Below are 16,001 nucleotides of genomic sequence, written 5' to 3'. Positions count from 1 at the left end.
AGGGCGGGGGACGGCCCGCTGCGGACCGTCCCCCGGCAGGCAGAGGTCAGGGGGCGAGTCGGAATTCCTGGCCGCCCACGTTGTAGGTGGCGAGCGCCTTGACCTTGCCGTCCTTGTACTCGAACACGCCCATCGGGCGGCTCGCGACGCCGTGCGTCTTCAGGTCGATCTCCAGGGCGCCGACCGTGCCGGCGTCACCGCCGTAGACCGAGGCGAACTTCGGGTCCTTCTCCAGCGCGGCCTTGAGCTGGGCGCTGTCGCCCGGCTTCCCGCCGTCCGCCACGACGCGGCGGATGAGGTCCCAGATCATCAGGGTCTCCTCGTAGGCGTTCGCGGCGTAGAAGTCCGCGGGCGCGCCGTACGCCTTCTCGTAGGCGTCGGCGAACAGCTTGGCCAGCGGATTGGACGGTTTGGACGCGTCGAAGTAGTCCATCGCGAACTTGAACCCGTCCGAGTCGAGGACGCCCTTGGACGCCTTGACCGCCTCCTGCGTGAACTCGATGCCGAGCATCTCGCCGTCGATTCCGGCGCTCTTGGCCTGGGCCGTGAAGGCGCCGGGGGCCGCCCCGCCGAAGGCCACCCAGAGCAGGTCCGGCTGGTTCTTCCGGACCTTCGCGATCATGCTCGCGTAGTCCTGGGAGCTCGGCGAGACGGTCTCCCACAGCCCGTTGAAGGTGAGGCCCGCGGCCTCGATCTTCGCCTTCATGTCGGCCTGGATGGCCGCGTTCAGCGGGCCGAGGTCGACGCCGACCAGCCCGACCGTCCGCCCCTCGGGGTGAGTCTTCTTGAACCACTCCAGGGCGCCGGGGACCGCGTCGGACGGCGCGACCTCGCGGGTGCCGTAGAAGTACTGGGTGCCCTTGGTGAAGACCTGGGCGCCGCCGACGCCGTCCAGGCTGAGGATCTTGTTCTTGTCGGTGTCGGCGAGCATCGCGCCGAGCCCGTCCCCCATCGAGGTGATCTTGGCGGGGACGCCCTCGGACGCCAGCTCGGACGCGGCCTGCTTGGCGGCGACGGGGTCGGGGCCCTTGATGTCCTTGACGCTCAGCTCGATCGCCGGCCCGCCGGCCGCCTTAATCTGCTTGGTCGCGAGATCGATGGCGTTGCGCATCGACTCGCCGTTGCTGGCGGACGGCCCGGAGAGCGTGAGCGCGGCCCCGAGCTTGAAGGCGACGTCGCCGCCGAGGTCGGCGCCGTCCTTGATGTCGAGGACCTTGACGAGGTCGGCGGCCTGGGTCTTGGCGTCCGCGGCGCTGACGCCGGCGTCGCCGGAGCCGCAGGCCGTGAGGGTCGCCGCCGCCGTCAGGGTGGCCAGGACGGGGGCGAGCAGCCGCCGGCGGCGGCGATCGCTGCGAAGGGTGGGCATTGTCTTCTCCGTTTCGCTGACCAACGCCGCGGCGTTGCCAGGAACCATTCACGCCCGGATTGATCCGTATCGATCGCTACACTGATTGGAACGATCGCTACAGGGACGCGCTGTGACCGTACCCATGATGTGATGGTCGACACAACCCCCCGCCGGGGCCGGGTTTCCGAAGGCCAGAGGAGAGACGCACGGATGCGGAAGACGGCGCGACGCCATCAGCAGGGCGAGGAGTCGAGGCTGCGGATCCTGGAGGCGACCCTCGCGATCGCCGCCGAGCGCGGCTACGACGGCACCTCGATCGCGCTGGTCACCGAGGCCACCGGGCTGCCGGCCAGCTCCGTCTACTGGCACTTCCGTAACAAGGACGAACTGCTCGCCGAGACGCTGGAGTTCAGCTACCGGCGCTGGCGGGAGACCGCCCCCACCTGGCAGGAGCGGGTCGGCATCGCCGACCCCGCCGAGGAGATCCGCGACCGGCTGCAGCGCGCCTCGCACGCGATCACCACCCGGCCCGAGTTCTGGCGCCTCGGCCTCATGCTCGGCCTGGCGAACCGTCCTAAGGAGCCCGCCGCGCGGCGCCGCTACATCGAGGTCCGCGCCGAGACCCGCACCGCCATCCGCGACTGGTGGGAGCAGGTTCTCCCCGCCGACGACCGCGCGCGCGAGGTCGCCGACCGCCTGTCCCGGTTCCACCTCGCCGTCATGGACGGGCTCTACATCGGCGTCCACTCGGGCCGGAACTGGAACCTGGAGCGGCTGGTCGACCTGATCGCCGCCGGCGTGCACGCCCAGGCCGCGGCCTGGCTCCGCGAGGCGGGATGATGAGCACCATGTCGTCCACCTCCCGTCCCGCCGACGACCGGGAGATCTCCCGGGACCGCATCCTCAAGGCCGCCGCCGAGATCGCCTCGGAGTGCGGCTACGAGGGCACCACGATCTCGCGGGTCACCAAGCGGTCCGGCCTGCCGGCCAGCTCCGTCTACTGGTTCTTCCAGGACAAGGACCACCTGATCGCCGAGGTCGTCCGGCACAGCTTCGAGCAGTGGATCAGCGCCCAGCCGCGCTGGGAGCGCGACCCGCGCGACGAGCGCCCGCTGGCCGAGGGGCTGCGCGCGATCCTCTCCCGCTCGGTGCGCACCCTGCGCGGCGCGCCCGACTTCCTCCGCATCGGGCACATGCTGCTGCTGGAGTCCCGCGAGGTGGAGGCGGAGGCGCGCCAGTACTTCCTCGCCACCCGCGACGCGGTGTCCAACAGCATCGCGGCCTGGTTCACCTCGTACTTCGACACCGAACTGCAGGCCCGCCGTCCCGAGCTCGCGATGGACCTGGCCCGCATCGTCCTGGCCTCGACCGACGGGCTGTTCCTGGCCCACCAGATCCACGACGACGGGGACCCGGACGACTTCGTCGCCATCGTCGTGGCCATCGTCGAGCAGGCGATCGCCGACGCCGGCTGAGCGTCCCCGGAGAGCACCACGGTTGTCATATGGGGGTCGCGCATGGCAATCTCTGTAGCGATCGCTACAGGGAGGACGCCATGCGACTGACAGCCAGCGACGCCGGCATCATCGACCCCGCCCGTTTCCGGCAGGTGCTGGGGCACTACCCGACCGGCGTCGTCGTGATCACCGCGCTCGACGCGTCCGGCACGGCCATCGGCATGACGGTCGGCTCGTTCACCTCGGTGTCCCTCGACCCGCCGCTCGTGGCCTTCCTGCCCGACAAGGGCTCCAGCTCATGGCGCGCGCTGCGCGAGTCGGGCGAGCGCTTCTGCGTGAACGTCCTGTCCGCCGACCAGGAGGACGTCTGCCGCGCCGTTGCGATGCGCAAGACGGACAAGTTCCACGACATCGGCTGGCGGCCGTCCCCCGCCGGCAACCCGGTCATCAACGGCGCGGTCGCCTGGATCGACTGCGCCATCGAGCAACTGCACGACGCCGGAGACCACCACATCGTCGTCGCCCGCGTCCTGAACCTGCAACGGGGCGACGGCGAGACGCCCCTCCTCTTCCACCAGGGCGCCTACGGCACCTTCACCCCCACCGACCCGGCGGGCCGTTAGGAGATCCAGCCGCCGGCGCGCGCCTGGTGCAGGGCCTGCTCGGCCTCGCGGGTGTCGAGCATCTCCAGCCCGCGGACGGCCCAGAACTGCGACGACTCGTCCAGGCTCTCCAGCTGCCCGCGGAACACCTCCAGCGCCTTCGCGGACCGCGCCTCGGCCAGCAGCTCCAGCAGCCAGCAGCGCAGGCCCTGGTCCCGCTCGGCCGTGAACTCCTCGATCAGCTCGTCGACGTACGCGTCGGCATGCTCGCGCAGAAAGTCGAACGCGTCCTCCCGGCCCCGGGGTTCCGTCCCCCGCATGGCCTCCATGGCTTGATCAAAACGCCGCCGCGACATGCCCCGACCCTACGACCCGCCACCGACACGCGCGGACGCGGTCAGGCGGGCCAGGCGCGGTCGGCGGTGCGCTGGATCAGGCGCACCGAGTCCGCCGGGGTGAGGCTCCGCCGCGCGAGCCAGTCGAAGACGCGGCGGTGCTCGTGCGTGACCGTCTCGTCCTGGACGAGGCTCAGCGGATGGCTTTCGCTGTGCACGACGGCGGGAAAGGTGACCTCGAAGGAGGGCGCGAACTCCAGGAGCGTGAACGCTTGGAGGGCGGCGCTGTGGTCGGCGTCCAGCGGCAGTATCCGCAATTCCATATTGGGCAGATCCGCGAGTTCCACCAGCCGCTCCAGTTGCCGCCGCATGATCCCGGCGTCGCCGATACGGTGCAGCAGCACGGCCTCGTCCAAGATCACTGACAAGCGCAGGGAACGCGGCGCCCGCAGGAGTTCCTGGCGCTTCAGACGTACCTGAAGATCGCGTTCGATGAGCGCCGCCGGTGCGGAGACGATCTGCGCCCAGCCGAGGATCAGGCAACGCGCGTAACTCTCCGTCTGCAGCAGCCCGGGCACCCATTGCGGGTCATAGGCGAGCGCGACGTCGGCCTCGTCCTCCAGCGCGCAGTAGGCGGCCTGATCCTGCGGCAAGCCCGGATAGCGGGCCCACCAACCGGGGCTCGCCGCCTCCCGGGCCAGGGCGAGCAGCTCGGTCAGCGCGTGCTCTTCGGCCTGGTAGAGCCGCAGCATGCGCTTGATGTCGGACTCCCGCACCCCGATGCGGGCCGTTTCGATACGCGAGACCTTGCTGGCCGACCAGCGCAGACGCCGTCCGACCATCTCGGTGCTGAGACCGCTGTCCTCACGCATGCGGCGCAGCGCGACACCCAGGCGTCGCCGGCGCACGGACGGAGCTTGCGTTGTCGGCACGGCCCACTCTTCCCAAGGGCGGCCAGGAATGGCGACGACCACCTGGCGTCACGGATCTTGAACTGCTGGATAACGGACGACTGTCCCGATACGAAACCCTCGGTGCATGTTGCACTGCAGATATTACATTAGAACTCGTCCGAACAGAGTGAGAATTTCAAAACGGCGTGTCACCACATGGATAGATTTGCATGAACGACCAGGTGCATCAAGCCGTGCATGATGCACGGGCGACACGGGTCGGGCATATTGGGGGCAAGGGGAGTAAGTCGCCGCGGGCGCAACGGCCCGAGGCGAAGCATTGTGTCGCTGCCCGTGATCGCGATGGCGCGGTGTCGGGACATGCCACCTCCGCGGTGGCGGCCTCTGCGTCGTGGACGACTCGTCCGCCGACTGGGGATGGGAGGACCGAACCTTGCCCCTCTGCGGCCCCCTTCACCGGAGCATCCTCGCGCTCGACCTGGAGAGCTCGTCGACCCGCACCGACCTCATCAAGGTCGAGCTGCGGAACCAGCTCTATCTGCTCCTGCATCGCGCGATGCGGGCGGCGGGCATCGAGGACCGATGCTGCGAACCCATCGAGGACCGCGGCGACGGCGTGCTCCTCCTCGTCCAGCCCACGGACGAGGTGCCCAGGTCACGCCTACTCGACCCGCTCATCCCGGTGCTCGCGCGCCTCCTGGACGATTACAACGCCGCTCTGCCGCCCGCCGAGCGTCCCACGCACCGGCTGCGCATGCGCGCGGTCGTCCACGCCGGCGACCTGCTCCGGGACGACCACGGCCCGTTCGGCGCCGAGATCGACGCGGCGATCCGGCTCCTCGACGCCGACGCGGTGCGCTCGGCCCTCCGGGACACCAGCGCGCCCCTCGCCCTGGTCGTGTCCCAGCAGATCTACGAGGCCATCGTCATCCACGGATACTCCGGCCTGTGCCCGCAGTCGTACGAGCGCGCGGTCGAGGTCAACGTCTGCGGGCTGACCCGTTACGGGTGGATTCACATCCCCGATGTCAGCGAATCGGACGCGCTCGACTCTCTCCCCGTGCTTACGGAGTTCACGTAACAATTTTGCCCCCAGTTCGCCGATTAGACCACAAGCGCCTTGCGTGGACCCCCCATCCTTAGTACTAGATGCGGCCGCGCTCTCCCCATGAGAGCGCGGCCGCATTTGTCCACTCCAGATCAGGTAGTCCCCGCAGAGGAATTCTCATGCACATGGCAGCCGCAGACGGCGAACCACCCAGAGCACGCACTAGCCCAGCAGGTCAGGGCCCAGAGCAGAACAAGTGGCGCAAGAGCCGGTTCTGCGGGGCGACCAGCGGCTGCCTCGAAGTGAGTCCCATGGGCGCCGGGCTGACCGGCATCCGCGACAGCGTCCTCGACGAGTCGAGCCCGGTCATCATTCTCGGCCGGGACGTGCTGACCGGCTTCCTCGGACGCGTCAAAGCGGGGCAGCTCGACCTGAAATAGAAAACCAGACGAACGCCCTTCGCTCTGAGAATTGCAGAGGCCCGGAAGCCCGCATCGTGCGGCTTCCGGGCCTCCGCGTGGGAGCAGGCCGGCGGGTCGGCGGGTCAGCGGAAGTTGACGTCGCTGCAGATGTAGTACGACTGGTCCATGTGGGACGCCTGCCAGATCGTGAAGACGACGTGGCGGCCGGTGCGGCCGGGGGCGCTCACGTTGTCGATCGCGTAGTTGTTGCTCGGGGCGTAGCTGCCGGTCTGGCGGACGAGTTCCAGGTCGCTCCAGCGCAGCGGCTGGGTGAGGGCGTCGTAGCCCTGCCGGGTGACGTAGACGAGGAAGTAGTCGGCGCCGTGGCTGGCCTGGTCGTACAGGTTGACCGAGAAGGTGGTGCCGATGTCGGTGGTCTTCCACGCGCCGACGGCGTCCATGGAGCGGTAGCGTCCGCCCTCGGTCTGGCCTCCGCTGCACAACTGGCCGTCGGGCAGCGCGGCCTGGTGGTCGCCGCCGACGCCGTTGCGGTAGAGGCCGTTCCAGTTCCACATGGCGTTGGGGTTGTCCTGCCATGCCTGCCAGCACATCGGGTCTTCCTCCGCCATCGCGGGGTTCTGGAAGTCGTCGCCCCAGCGGTCCCAGCAGCCGTAGTTGCGGGAGGCGGGGTCGATCACCGAGCCGTGGGCGGACGCGGTGTCCACCCACAGGATCGGCAGGAGCAGCGCCGTGAGGAGCAGTGTGAGGGCACGGCGTATCCGGTTGTGACGCATCGCGCGTTCTCCGTTCCGGTGGCGGGGTTGCCGGACTGGAAGCGCTTCCACGGGAAGGCTAACCCGGCGCGCGACCATGCGTCATGCCGCCCGTGAAAGCTTTCACGGCAAGGCCGCGGTCGTCGTGACCCAGGTCGAGACGTGGAGCAGGCCGCGCCGGGTCAGCCGCCGGCGCGCAGGCCGAGTGCGGGGGCTATCACGTGGTCGATGTAGCCGTTCAGGAAGTCGGCATCGAGGTCTTCGCCGAGGAGGCTCTCGCCGCCCAGCGCCCCCATCAGCATGTGGTTGACGTAGGGCAGCGCCTTGCAGTCGGCCGCCACCTCGCCGCGGGCGACGGCACGCGACAGCATGGTGTTCAGGGCGGCGACGCCCGGTTCCACGACGGTCTGGCGGACGGCGGCCATCAGCCGGGGATCGCGGTGGACGGCATGGGTCAGCGCCCGGTTCGTCCCGCGGTCGAAGGCGGCGATCTCGTGGAACCGGGCGATGTAGGACTTCAGATCGCCGAGCAGGCTGCCGGTGTCGATGGTGTCGACGTTCCGCGTGCCGAGCGACCGCACCGCCGCGACGATCAGTTCGGGTTTGCCGCCCCACTGCCGGTAGATGGTGGCCTTGCTCATCCGGGCGCGCGCGGCGACCGCCTCCACGCTGAGGGCGTCGTAGCCGACCTCGGCGAGCTGGTCGAGCACGAGGGCGAACAGTTCGGCCGCGCGGTCGGGGGAGACGCGGCTGCGCCGCCTGGCCGCGGGGCTAGCGTCCGAACCCACATTTCCTCCGGCGATTTGCTCAGCGGGCTTCGTCAACACCGCGCGAACGGGCCCTTACAGTGAGCCCACCTTAAAGAAACGCCAGCGTTTCGATAAGGAGCGCCACCGCGCACTCCGCCGCCCCCTGAGGAGCCGTCATGAGACCTGCGATGCGCCGTCCGGTCACCGCCGCCTCAGCCGCGAACGAGCGTACCCCGGCGCCCGCGCGGCCGGCCCGGGGACGAGCCCGGAAGGCGGGCGCCGCGCTGGCGGTGGCGGCCCTCACCGCCTCGCTGGGCACGGTCGTCGCGGGAGACGCCGGACGGGCCGCCGCGGACGCCGAGGCCGGCTCGGCGGTGCCGCGGGCGGAGTGCGGTCCCGGTTCCTCGCCGGAGACCGGGTTGCAGGGACAGGTTCCGCTCGCCGACCGCACCAGTGGCCGGAGCAAGCTCGGATACCGGTGCAACCTGGAGCTGCTCAGCCGGTACCAGGGACAGGGGCAGGGGACGGTCGGGGCGTCCTACGGCCGCTGCCAGTACCTGGGGACGATCCTGCCGAGCGTCCTGACCGCCAAGCACAAGGGCGTCAACGTCGTCGACATGTCCGATCCGCGCCGGCCGAGGCTGAGCGATTCGCTGGTCAGCCCCGCGACGGTCGGCGGCACCTGGGAGACGCTCAAGGTGCACCAGGGGCGGGGGCTGCTCGCGGCCGTGTCGGTCGGCGCCGTCACCGGCGGGTTCTTCGTCTCGGTGTACGACGTCAAGACCGACTGCGCCCACCCCCGGCTGCTCAACGGCGTCCACGGCACGGCCCTGACCATGCCGGGGGCGTTCCCCGGCCACGAGGCGAGCTGGTCGCCCGACGGCCGCACCTACTGGACGACCGGGCTGCTCGGCGGCGCCATCGCGGCCCTGGACATGACCGATCCGCGCTCGCCCGAGGTGGTCTACAACGGGCTCACCGGCATGATCAACCACGGGGTGAACGTCAGCGCGGACGGCAACCGGATCTACGTCGCCAGCTCCAGCATCCCCGCCGGGGTCACAATCTTCGACTCCAGCGACGTGCAGCGCCGCGACCCGCACCCCCAGCTCCGCCGGGTGTCGGAGACGACCTGGAGCGACGGCATCGTGACCCAGTTCGCCCAGCCGTTCACCGACCGAGGCAGGCCCTACCTGCTGGCGGTCGACGAACTGGGCTCGGGCGGGGCGCGGATCTTCGACATCTCCGACGACCGCCGCCCCCGGCTCGTCCGCAGGCTCAAACTGGAGATCAACCGGCCGGAGAACCTCAGGGTGCGCGGCGCCGACACCGCCAAGAACGGCATCTTCGGGTACGACTCCCACTACTGCACCCTGGACCGGCCCGCCGATCCGACCGCGCTGGCCTGCGGCTGGGTGCAGTCGGGCATCCGGGTGTTCGACATACGCGACCTGACCCGTCCGCGCGAGATCGCCTACTTCAACCCGCCCGCGCAGGTGGGGCGGCGCGGCCGGCTCGTCAACTCCGCGCACGCGTTCGTCCCGTTCGGCGCCTACTTCTCCGACATCGTCAGCGACTACCCCGGCAAGCCCGCGCCCTACACGGGCGAGACCGACATGACCGCCGACTGGTGCATGTCCCCGCCGCGCTTCGACGGCGACCGGCTGTGGGTGTCGTGCGACGACAACGGGGCGCTGCTGCTGCGCTTCACCAACCGCGCGTACCCGCTGCGATGAACTGGCGGCGGGGTGCGGGACGGTTCTTCCCGGCGGCCGGGTTCATGGTGATCGGGGCCGCGGCGGCGATGCTGCTGTCCGGCACCGGCCGCGCCCCGGACGAGGCGCGGGCGGCGACCCCCGGCTCGGCCGACATCGGCTTCGGCCAGGACATGATCGTCCACCACCAGCAGGCGGTCACGATGGTCCAGACGGCCGGCGGCCGGCTGAGCCCGCCGGTGGCGCAACTGGCGACGGGGATCGAGCTCAACCAGCTCAAGGAGATCGGCCAGATGCAGGGCTGGCTGTCGCTGTGGAACGCGCCGCAGGTCTCCTCGGGGCCGCCGATGACCTGGATGACCGGCGATCCGCACCACGGGCACCACGGCCACGGCGCCGCGAAGGGCAGTGCGGTGATGCCCGGCATGGCCTCGGTCGGAGAGATACGGCGCCTGGGAGAGGTCAAGGGGGCCGACGCCGACGCCTGGTTCCTCAAGCTCATGATCCGCCACCACGAGGGCGGGCTGCTCATGACCACCGCCGCCGTCCAGCGGACGACGCTCCCCCAGGTCCGGTCGGCGGCCACGCTCATGACGGCCGCGCAGCGCCGCGAGACCGCCACCATGCTCGGCCTGCTGTCGGCCATGGGGGAGCGCCCGCTGCCGTCGCCCGCGTCCGGCTGACCGGCGACCGCTCATCGAGGTTCGCCGGGCCCCGGCGCGTCCCGGCGGGCCGGGACGCGCACGGCCAGGCGGCCGTCGGTCATCTCGTGGACGCTGTCCACGGCGGCCAGCTGGGCCTTGTCGTGGGTGACCATGACGGTCGCCACGCGCTCGTCCCGGGTCAGGCCGGCGAGGAGCGCCACGATCTGCTCGCCCCGGTGGTGGTCCAGGGCGCTCGTGGGCTCGTCCACCAGGAGGACCTGCGGGTCGTTCATCAGCGCGCGGGCGATGTTCACGCGCTGGCGTTCGCCGCCGGAGAGCTGGTGCGGGCGCTTGTGCTCCATGCCGGTCAGGCCCACGGCGGCGAGCAGGTCGCGGGCGCGGCCGGCGGCGTTCCGGTGGCCGGACATGTGCGCCATGACCGTCAGCTGGTCGAGGGCGGTGAGGGACGGCAGGAGGTTCGGCTGCTGGAAGACGATGCCGATGTGGTCGCGGCGCAGGCGGGTGCGCTGGGCGGGGCCGAGGCCGGTCACGTCCCGTCCCCCGAGGGAGACGGCGCCCGAGGCCGGGAGGATCAGGGTCGCCGCCACGGCGAGCAGGCTCGACTTCCCCGAGCCGGACGGCCCGACGACGGCGGCGAACTCGCCCGGCCCCACGGCCAGGGACACGCGGTCGAGCGCGGTCAGCGTCCGGTCGCCGTCGGGGTAGGTCAGGACGACGTCGGTCAGGCGGAGGCTCATCGTGCCGCTCCCAGCGCGGTCAGCGGGTCGACGGAGGTGATCTTGCGGATGGCGAGCGCGGCCCCGGCGGCGCCGAGCGCGATCATCGCGGTGACGGGGACGAGCGTGGTGCCGGCCGACACGACGAACGGCACCGCGCCGCCGAGGGCGAGGCCGGCCGCCGCGCCGACCGCGCCGCCGAGGCCGGCCCCGGCGAGCAGCACCAGGACGGCCTGGGCGAGCGCGTCGCGCAGCAGGTAGCCGGTGCTCGCGCCGAGCGCCTTGAGCACGGCGACGTCCCCCCGGCGCTGGATCGTCCAGACGGTGAAGAACGCGCCGATGACCAGCGCCGAGATCGCGAACAGGAAGCCGCGCATGAGCTGCAGCGACCCGTTCTCCGCGGAGTAGGACGGGATCTTGGACACGGCGTCGCCCGGGGCGAGGGCGGTGGTGCCGAGCCGCCGGTCGGCGGCGCCGAGGTCCGGGTCGCCGGTCGTGTGCAGCAGCAGGACGGTGGAGCCCTGCGGGTCGGCGGCCCGCCAGTCGTCCATCCGCAGCCAGGCGACCGGGTTGTGGCTGTACGACGCGGCGTCGCCGATGCCCGCGACGGTGAGGGTCCGGCCCGCGACCTCGACCTGGGCGCCCGGCCTGAGTCCGGTGGCCTCGGCGAGGTCCCGGGAGAGGGTGACCTGCCCCGGGGGCGGCGCGGCCTTGCCCGAGTCGACGCCGAACAGGGCGACCGGCGTGCCCTCCCCCAGCCGGTTCATGCCGATGCCGAGCGGTTCGGCCCGTACGCCCGGGACGTCCTGCCAGCCGCGCAGGGTCCGCTCGTCGATGCGGCTGGTCGCGAACGAGTCGCCGCTCAGCACCACCCGGTCGGCGGGCAGTCCGGCGACGGCCGAGCCGCTGTCGCGGGCCAGCCCCTCGGTGAGGCCGGACAGCATCGTCACGAGCAGCGTGATGAGCAGCACGACCGACCCCATCAGCGCGAACCGCCCCTTGGCGAAGCGCAGGTCACGCAATGCCACGAACACCGTGGATCCCCCCGTCCCTTCGACGTCCCATGCCTCCAGCCTCGCGGGACGGGACGCGCGGCACATCGTGCGGCGGCACCGCCGCTCCGCCTCCTTCCGGACGGCCCGGATCAACCTTTCGATCGATGTGACCTGGGGGTTCCTCGCTTACGCTGGGTGAGAAATGAGGAACGATCCGTTCTCCCCGGCGATGCGCCTGCTCGCCTGGGCCATGCACGGCACCTTCCTGGTCCTGCTCGCCATCGCCCTGGCCCGCAGCCTGCGGGACGGCCCGGTCCTGGCGGGCGGGCTCCTGCTGGGGACGCTGTACGCCGCCGGGGTCGTCCAGGGCACGCGGCGCCGCCCTCGGCCCGGGCCGGCGCGGGCGTGGCTCGCGCTGCTCACCGCCGGATGGGCGGCGCTGGCGCTCGCGTCCCCCGCGTTCGTGTGGCTGGCCTTTCCGCTCTTCTTCCTGTACGTGCACCTGCTGCGGCTCGCCTGGGCGCTGCCGGGCGTCGCGCTACTGACGGCGGCCGCGGTCGGCGCCGTCGCCTGGCACGGCGACGGGCCCACGCTCGCGGAGGTCCTCGGCCCGAGCGTCGGCGCGGCCGTCGCGACCCTCATGGCCCTCGCCTACCAGGCGCTCTACCGGGAGAGCGAGGAGCGCCGGCTGCTGATCGGCGACCTGGTGCGCACCCGGGAGCGGCTCGTCCGGGCGGAGGGGGACGCGGCGCGGCTCACCGAGCGGGAGCGGCTGGCCAGGGAGATCCACGACACGCTCGCGCAGGGCATGTCGAGCATCATCCTGCTGCTGCGCGCCGCGCAGCGCGACCTGGACGCCGACCGCGACGCCGCGCGGGGGCGGCTCGCGGAGGCCGAGGAGGCGGCGGCGGAGAACCTCGCGGAGGCGCGCAACTTCGTCCGGGAGCTGGCGCCGCCCGTCCTGGAGCGGTCGTCGCTCACCGACGCGCTCCGCCGGATCACCGAGTCGGCGGCGGCGCGGTCCGCGTCCCGGATGCGGTTCGAGACGTCGGGCGTGCCGCTGGACCTGCCCACCGAGTACGAGGTGGCGCTCCTCCGCATCGCGCAGGGCGCGCTCGGCAACGCCGCGCAGCACTCCGGCGCCGGCAACGTCGGGGTCACGCTGACCTACCTCGACGACATGGTCGTCCTGGACGTCTTCGACGACGGGCGCGGCTTCGACCCGGCGGCGCCGGCGGGCGGCTACGGCCTGCGGGCCATGCGGGAGCGGGCCCGCGCGCTCGGCGGGACGCTGGACGTCGAGTCCGCGGCGGGCGAGGGGACGGCCGTCGTGGCGGCCCTCCCCCTGCCCGGCGGCGACGGGGGCGGCCGATGACCCCGATCCGGATCCTGCTCGTCGACGACCACCCGGTGGTGCGCTCCGGCCTCCGCGCCATGCTCGCCGACCAGCCCGACTTCGAGCTGGTCGGCGAGGCGGCGACGGGCGAGGAGGGCGTCGCCGAGGCGCGGCGGCTGCGGCCCGCGGTCGTCCTGATGGACCTGCGGCTCGGCGCGGGCATCCACGGCGGCGAGGCCACCCGCCGCATCACCGCCGGGCCGGACGCCCCGCGCGTCCTCGTGCTGACCACGTTCGACACCGACTCCGACATCCTCGCCGCGATCGAGGCGGGCGCCACCGGCTACCTGCTGAAGGACGCGCCGCCGGACCGGTTGTTCGCCGCGATCCGGTCGGCCGCCGCCGGGGACAGCGCGCTCGCGCCGAGCGTCGCGTCCCGCCTCCTCGGCCGCATGCGGACCCCGGCCGCCACCCTGACCGCGCGGGAGCTGGACGTCCTCGGCCTGGTCGCCGAGGGGCTGTCGAACCGGCGGATCAGCAAGCGGCTGTTCCTCAGCGAGACCACGGTCAAGACGCATCTGGTGCACATCTACGCCAAGCTCGGCGTCGACTCCCGCACCGCCGCCGTCGCCGCGGCGACCCGCCGGGGGCTGATCCGCCCGTCCTGACTACCCGCGCACCGGCGCCACGCCGGGCTCCACTCCCGGCTCGGGGACGACGGGCGCGGGACGGCGCGGCCAGAGCGCCCGGTCGCCGAGCAGCCGGACGATCGCCGGGACCAGCAGCGGCCGCACGATGAACGTGTCCAGCAGGATCCCGATCGCCATCGCCATGCCGAACTGGTACAGCTCGCGGATCGGCTGCGTCATCAGCACCGCGAACGTCCCCGCGAGGATCAGCCCGGCCGAGGAGACCACGCCGCCCGTCCGGGTGATCGCCGCGCGCAGCGCCTCCACCGGGGGCTTGCGCGCCGCCTCCTGCCGGTACCGGCTCATGATGAAGATGTTGTAGTCGACGCCCAGTGAGACCAGGAAGATGAACACGTAGGCGGTGACCCGGTTGCCGATGCCCAGGTCCCCGCCCAGCCAGACGGTGACGGCGACGGTCAGGCCGAGCGTCGCCAGGAACGACAGGACGAGCGTCGCGAGCAGGTACAGCGGCGCCAGCACCGACCGCAGCAGCCCGGCCAGCACCAGCCCGACGATCAGCAGCACCAGCGGGACGAGGACGAGCATGTCCCGGTCGAGCGCCGCCTTGATGTCGGCGGTCTCGGCGGTGGGCCCGGCGACGAGCACCCTGGCCCGCGCGATCCCCGCGTCCCGCGCGGCCGCGGCGGCCGCGTCCTGGAGCGGCTCGACGGCGTCCATCGCGGCGGGCGAGTAGGGGTTGTCCTTCAGCACGACCGTGATCCGCGCGGCCCCGCCGCCGGGTGCGATGTCGCGCCGCGGGTCGAACGCCGTCCGCGCCGCCCGCGGGGCGAGCTTCGCCCGGACGGCCTCCGCCTGGCCCGGGGTGATGCCCGTGCCGCGCACGAGCAGCGTGGACGGCGCGATCTCCCCCGCGCCGAGCTCCCGGTCGATCACGCGCTGCCCGGCCGCCGAGTCGGTGCCGACCCGGAAGCCGCTGACGAAGTCGAAGCTCTCCTTGTACCCGGTCATCCCGAGGCAGAGCACCGCCAGCAGGACGAGGGTGCCCGCGAGGACGCGGCGCGGCGCGGTGACGACCAGGTCGGCGGCGCGCCGCCACACGCCCCCGGCCGCCGCGCGGCGGGCCACCGCCGCCTCGGAGAACGGCCAGAACACCGCGCGTCCGAGGAGCAGGACGGCCGCCGGGATGAAGGTGAAGGCGACCACCGCCATCACCGCGACGCCGAGCGCCAGGTAGGGCCCGAACCCGCGCAGCGCCGGGGACACCAGGGCCAGCAGCGCGAACATGGCGAGCACGATGGTGGACGCGCTGGCCAGCACCGACTCGGCCGTCCCGCGCAGCGCGGCGCGCATCGCGGCGAACCGGTCGGGGGCGCCGGCCAGCGCCTCCCGGTACCGGCTGGTGATGATCAGCGCGTAGTCGGTGCCCACCCCGAACAGCAGCACGGTCATGATCGAGGCGGTCTGCGAGCTGACCGTGAGGGCGCCCGCGTCGGCGAGCAGCGCGCCGAGCGACTCGGTGACCCGCATGGCCACGCCGACCGCGAGCAGCGGCACGAGGGCCAGCAGCGGGGACCGGTACACCGCCAGCAGGATCACGAGGACGAGCAGCACGGTGCCGAGCAGCAGCACCTTGTCGCCGCTGGAGAAGACCTTGACGGTGTCGGCGATGATCCCGGCGGGGCCGGTCACCGCGACCGTCGCCGCCGGGGCGGCGTCCTTGACGGCCGTGCGCAGGCCGGCGACGGCGTCCTCGAAGGCGTCGCCCGCCGGGTCGCCGGTGACGGGGACGATCACGACCCGCGTCCGCCCGTCCGCCGAGGTCAGGCCGTCCCCGCCGGGGACGCAGTCGGTGCCGGGCTTCGTGCCGCCCTGACCGCACACCGGGGACACCGGCATGCCGAGCCCCGGCCGCGTCCCGGCGGCCCGGGTCACGGCCGCGGCGGCCGCCGGGCCGTCCTCGGCCCGCACGACCACGACCGCCGGGAGCGCGTCGCTGCCGGGGAAGGCCCGCTCCAGCTCCCGCTGCGCCACCGACGAGTCGCTCGCCGCCGGGGCGCTGTTCCCCGACGAGTCGTCCTGCACCGACTTGAGGTCGGGCGCCAGCCCGGCGAGCGCGCCGGTCAGGACGATCCAGAGGACGGCCGTGAGGGCCGCCGAGCGTTTCGAGGCGAGCATCGCCCGCAGCAGAGCCGACATGGGCACCTTCGTCAGAGGAACGGGGAGTTTTGGAAACAGGGTGTCGCTATAACTGCGGATACCATATCCCCATCCGCGTGCGGAGCGGTCAGGGGGCGGGG

The 16,001-nt window shown here is 72.2% G+C and carries 17 protein-coding genes; 9 read left to right on the top strand and 8 right to left on the bottom strand.

Translation table 11 applies throughout. The annotated features are described in order from the left end of the window. Positions 1 to 46: 46 nt before the first annotated feature. Positions 47 to 1,366 (bottom strand): ABC transporter substrate-binding protein, encoded by a 1,320-nt coding sequence (locus tag ACA511_RS20490; protein WP_375026024.1) that lies wholly within the window; start codon positions 1,364 to 1,366, stop codon positions 47 to 49. Between the two features lie 192 nt (positions 1,367 to 1,558). Here ACA511_RS20490 and ACA511_RS20485 point away from each other — a divergent pair, with 192 nt between their 5' ends. From ACA511_RS20485 to ACA511_RS20475, 3 genes are all read left to right on the top strand, one after another. Next, entirely contained in the window at positions 1,559 to 2,188 is a 630-nt protein-coding gene (locus ACA511_RS20485; protein ID WP_375026023.1) for a TetR/AcrR family transcriptional regulator, read from the top strand. A gap of 8 nt (positions 2,189 to 2,196) precedes the next feature. Further along, complete coding sequence (locus ACA511_RS20480; protein WP_375026022.1) at positions 2,197 to 2,823, top strand: TetR/AcrR family transcriptional regulator; 627 nt, start codon at positions 2,197 to 2,199, stop codon at positions 2,821 to 2,823. Between the two features lie 80 nt (positions 2,824 to 2,903). Further along, a complete protein-coding gene (locus ACA511_RS20475; RefSeq protein ID WP_375026021.1) occupies positions 2,904 to 3,428 on the top strand; it encodes a flavin reductase family protein in 525 nt (174 codons plus the stop codon). Here ACA511_RS20475 and ACA511_RS20470 read toward each other — a convergent pair. Continuing rightward, entirely contained in the window at positions 3,425 to 3,736 is a 312-nt protein-coding gene (locus ACA511_RS20470; protein ID WP_375026020.1) for a hypothetical protein, read from the bottom strand. The genes ACA511_RS20475 and ACA511_RS20470 overlap by 4 nt on opposite strands. A gap of 68 nt (positions 3,737 to 3,804) precedes the next feature. After that, complete coding sequence (locus ACA511_RS20465) at positions 3,805 to 4,650, bottom strand: helix-turn-helix domain-containing protein (protein WP_375026019.1); 846 nt, start codon at positions 4,648 to 4,650, stop codon at positions 3,805 to 3,807. Between the two features lie 397 nt (positions 4,651 to 5,047). On the opposite strand from ACA511_RS20465, the gene ACA511_RS20460 reads away from it, so the two are divergent. Both ACA511_RS20460 and ACA511_RS20455 read left to right on the top strand, forming a co-directional pair. Further along, entirely contained in the window at positions 5,048 to 5,737 is a 690-nt protein-coding gene (locus ACA511_RS20460; RefSeq protein ID WP_375026018.1) for a hypothetical protein, read from the top strand. A gap of 152 nt (positions 5,738 to 5,889) precedes the next feature. Then, positions 5,890 to 6,144 (top strand): DUF397 domain-containing protein, encoded by a 255-nt coding sequence (locus ACA511_RS20455; protein WP_375026017.1) that lies wholly within the window; start codon positions 5,890 to 5,892, stop codon positions 6,142 to 6,144. 104 nt (positions 6,145 to 6,248) lie between these two features. On the opposite strand, the gene ACA511_RS20450 is transcribed toward ACA511_RS20455, so the two are convergent. Together ACA511_RS20450 and ACA511_RS20445 are read right to left on the bottom strand one after the other, a co-directional pair. Next, entirely contained in the window at positions 6,249 to 6,899 is a 651-nt protein-coding gene (locus ACA511_RS20450) for a lytic polysaccharide monooxygenase (RefSeq protein ID WP_375026016.1), read from the bottom strand. 161 nt (positions 6,900 to 7,060) lie between these two features. After that, complete coding sequence (locus tag ACA511_RS20445) at positions 7,061 to 7,666, bottom strand: TetR/AcrR family transcriptional regulator (protein WP_375026015.1); 606 nt, start codon at positions 7,664 to 7,666, stop codon at positions 7,061 to 7,063. 137 nt (positions 7,667 to 7,803) lie between these two features. On the opposite strand from ACA511_RS20445, the gene ACA511_RS20440 reads away from it, so the two are divergent. After that, on the top strand, positions 7,804 to 9,363 hold the full coding sequence (locus tag ACA511_RS20440; protein WP_375026014.1) for an LVIVD repeat-containing protein: 1,560 nt from the start codon (positions 7,804 to 7,806) through the stop codon (positions 9,361 to 9,363). Next, positions 9,360 to 10,025 (top strand): DUF305 domain-containing protein, encoded by a 666-nt coding sequence (locus tag ACA511_RS20435; protein ID WP_375026013.1) that lies wholly within the window; start codon positions 9,360 to 9,362, stop codon positions 10,023 to 10,025. The genes ACA511_RS20440 and ACA511_RS20435 overlap by 4 nt, the downstream gene beginning before the upstream one ends. 11 nt (positions 10,026 to 10,036) lie before the next feature. Here the strand turns inward: ACA511_RS20435 and ACA511_RS20430 are convergent, their stop codons facing one another. Both ACA511_RS20430 and ACA511_RS20425 read right to left on the bottom strand, forming a co-directional pair. Then, positions 10,037 to 10,744 (bottom strand): ABC transporter ATP-binding protein, encoded by a 708-nt coding sequence (locus ACA511_RS20430; protein WP_375026012.1) that lies wholly within the window; start codon positions 10,742 to 10,744, stop codon positions 10,037 to 10,039. Further along, the gene (locus ACA511_RS20425) at positions 10,741 to 11,751 is read right to left on the bottom strand and encodes an FtsX-like permease family protein (RefSeq protein ID WP_375026011.1); all 1,011 of its coding nucleotides are present in this window, start codon (positions 11,749 to 11,751) and stop codon (positions 10,741 to 10,743) included. The genes ACA511_RS20430 and ACA511_RS20425 overlap by 4 nt, the downstream gene beginning before the upstream one ends. 169 nt (positions 11,752 to 11,920) lie before the next feature. Here ACA511_RS20425 and ACA511_RS20420 point away from each other — a divergent pair, with 169 nt between their 5' ends. Further along, entirely contained in the window at positions 11,921 to 13,093 is a 1,173-nt protein-coding gene (locus tag ACA511_RS20420; protein WP_375026010.1) for a sensor histidine kinase, read from the top strand. Next, positions 13,090 to 13,722, top strand: a complete 633-nt coding sequence (locus ACA511_RS20415) for a response regulator (RefSeq protein ID WP_375026009.1) — start codon at positions 13,090 to 13,092, stop codon at positions 13,720 to 13,722. Before ACA511_RS20420 ends, ACA511_RS20415 begins: the two co-directional genes overlap by 4 nt. On the opposite strand, the gene ACA511_RS20410 is transcribed toward ACA511_RS20415, so the two are convergent. Continuing rightward, positions 13,723 to 15,900, bottom strand: coding sequence for an MMPL family transporter (locus ACA511_RS20410; RefSeq protein WP_375026007.1), 2,178 nt, complete (start codon positions 15,898 to 15,900; stop codon positions 13,723 to 13,725). It abuts the gene before it with no gap. Positions 15,901 to 16,001 lie beyond the last annotated feature (101 nt).

This window comes from Actinomadura sp. GTD37 (genome assembly GCF_041951365.1).
GTDB lineage: Bacteria > Actinomycetota > Actinomycetes > Streptosporangiales > Streptosporangiaceae > Spirillospora.
Note: the sequence above shows the minus strand (reverse complement) of the source record. Positions and strands in the feature narration are given on the sequence as shown.

Bases quoted from the DNA above. Each gene is read 5' to 3' on its own strand.
- ACA511_RS20490 (WP_375026024.1), bottom strand. From the start codon at position 1,366: ATGCCCACCCTTCGCAGCGATCGCCGCCGCCGGCGGCTGCTCGCCCCC.
- ACA511_RS20485 (WP_375026023.1), top strand. From the start codon at position 1,559: ATGCGGAAGACGGCGCGACGCCATCAGCAGGGCGAGGAGTCGAGGCTG.
- ACA511_RS20480 (WP_375026022.1), top strand. From the start codon at position 2,197: ATGTCGTCCACCTCCCGTCCCGCCGACGACCGGGAGATCTCCCGGGAC.
- ACA511_RS20475 (WP_375026021.1), top strand. From the start codon at position 2,904: ATGCGACTGACAGCCAGCGACGCCGGCATCATCGACCCCGCCCGTTTC.
- ACA511_RS20470 (WP_375026020.1), bottom strand. From the start codon at position 3,736: ATGGAGGCCATGCGGGGGACGGAACCCCGGGGCCGGGAGGACGCGTTC.
- ACA511_RS20455 (WP_375026017.1), top strand. From the start codon at position 5,890: ATGGCAGCCGCAGACGGCGAACCACCCAGAGCACGCACTAGCCCAGCA.
- ACA511_RS20450 (WP_375026016.1), bottom strand. From the start codon at position 6,899: ATGCGTCACAACCGGATACGCCGTGCCCTCACACTGCTCCTCACGGCG.
- ACA511_RS20440 (WP_375026014.1), top strand. From the start codon at position 7,804: ATGAGACCTGCGATGCGCCGTCCGGTCACCGCCGCCTCAGCCGCGAAC.
- ACA511_RS20435 (WP_375026013.1), top strand. From the start codon at position 9,360: ATGAACTGGCGGCGGGGTGCGGGACGGTTCTTCCCGGCGGCCGGGTTC.
- ACA511_RS20430 (WP_375026012.1), bottom strand. From the start codon at position 10,744: ATGAGCCTCCGCCTGACCGACGTCGTCCTGACCTACCCCGACGGCGAC.
- ACA511_RS20420 (WP_375026010.1), top strand. From the start codon at position 11,921: ATGAGGAACGATCCGTTCTCCCCGGCGATGCGCCTGCTCGCCTGGGCC.
- ACA511_RS20415 (WP_375026009.1), top strand. From the start codon at position 13,090: ATGACCCCGATCCGGATCCTGCTCGTCGACGACCACCCGGTGGTGCGC.
- ACA511_RS20410 (WP_375026007.1), bottom strand. From the start codon at position 15,900: ATGTCGGCTCTGCTGCGGGCGATGCTCGCCTCGAAACGCTCGGCGGCC.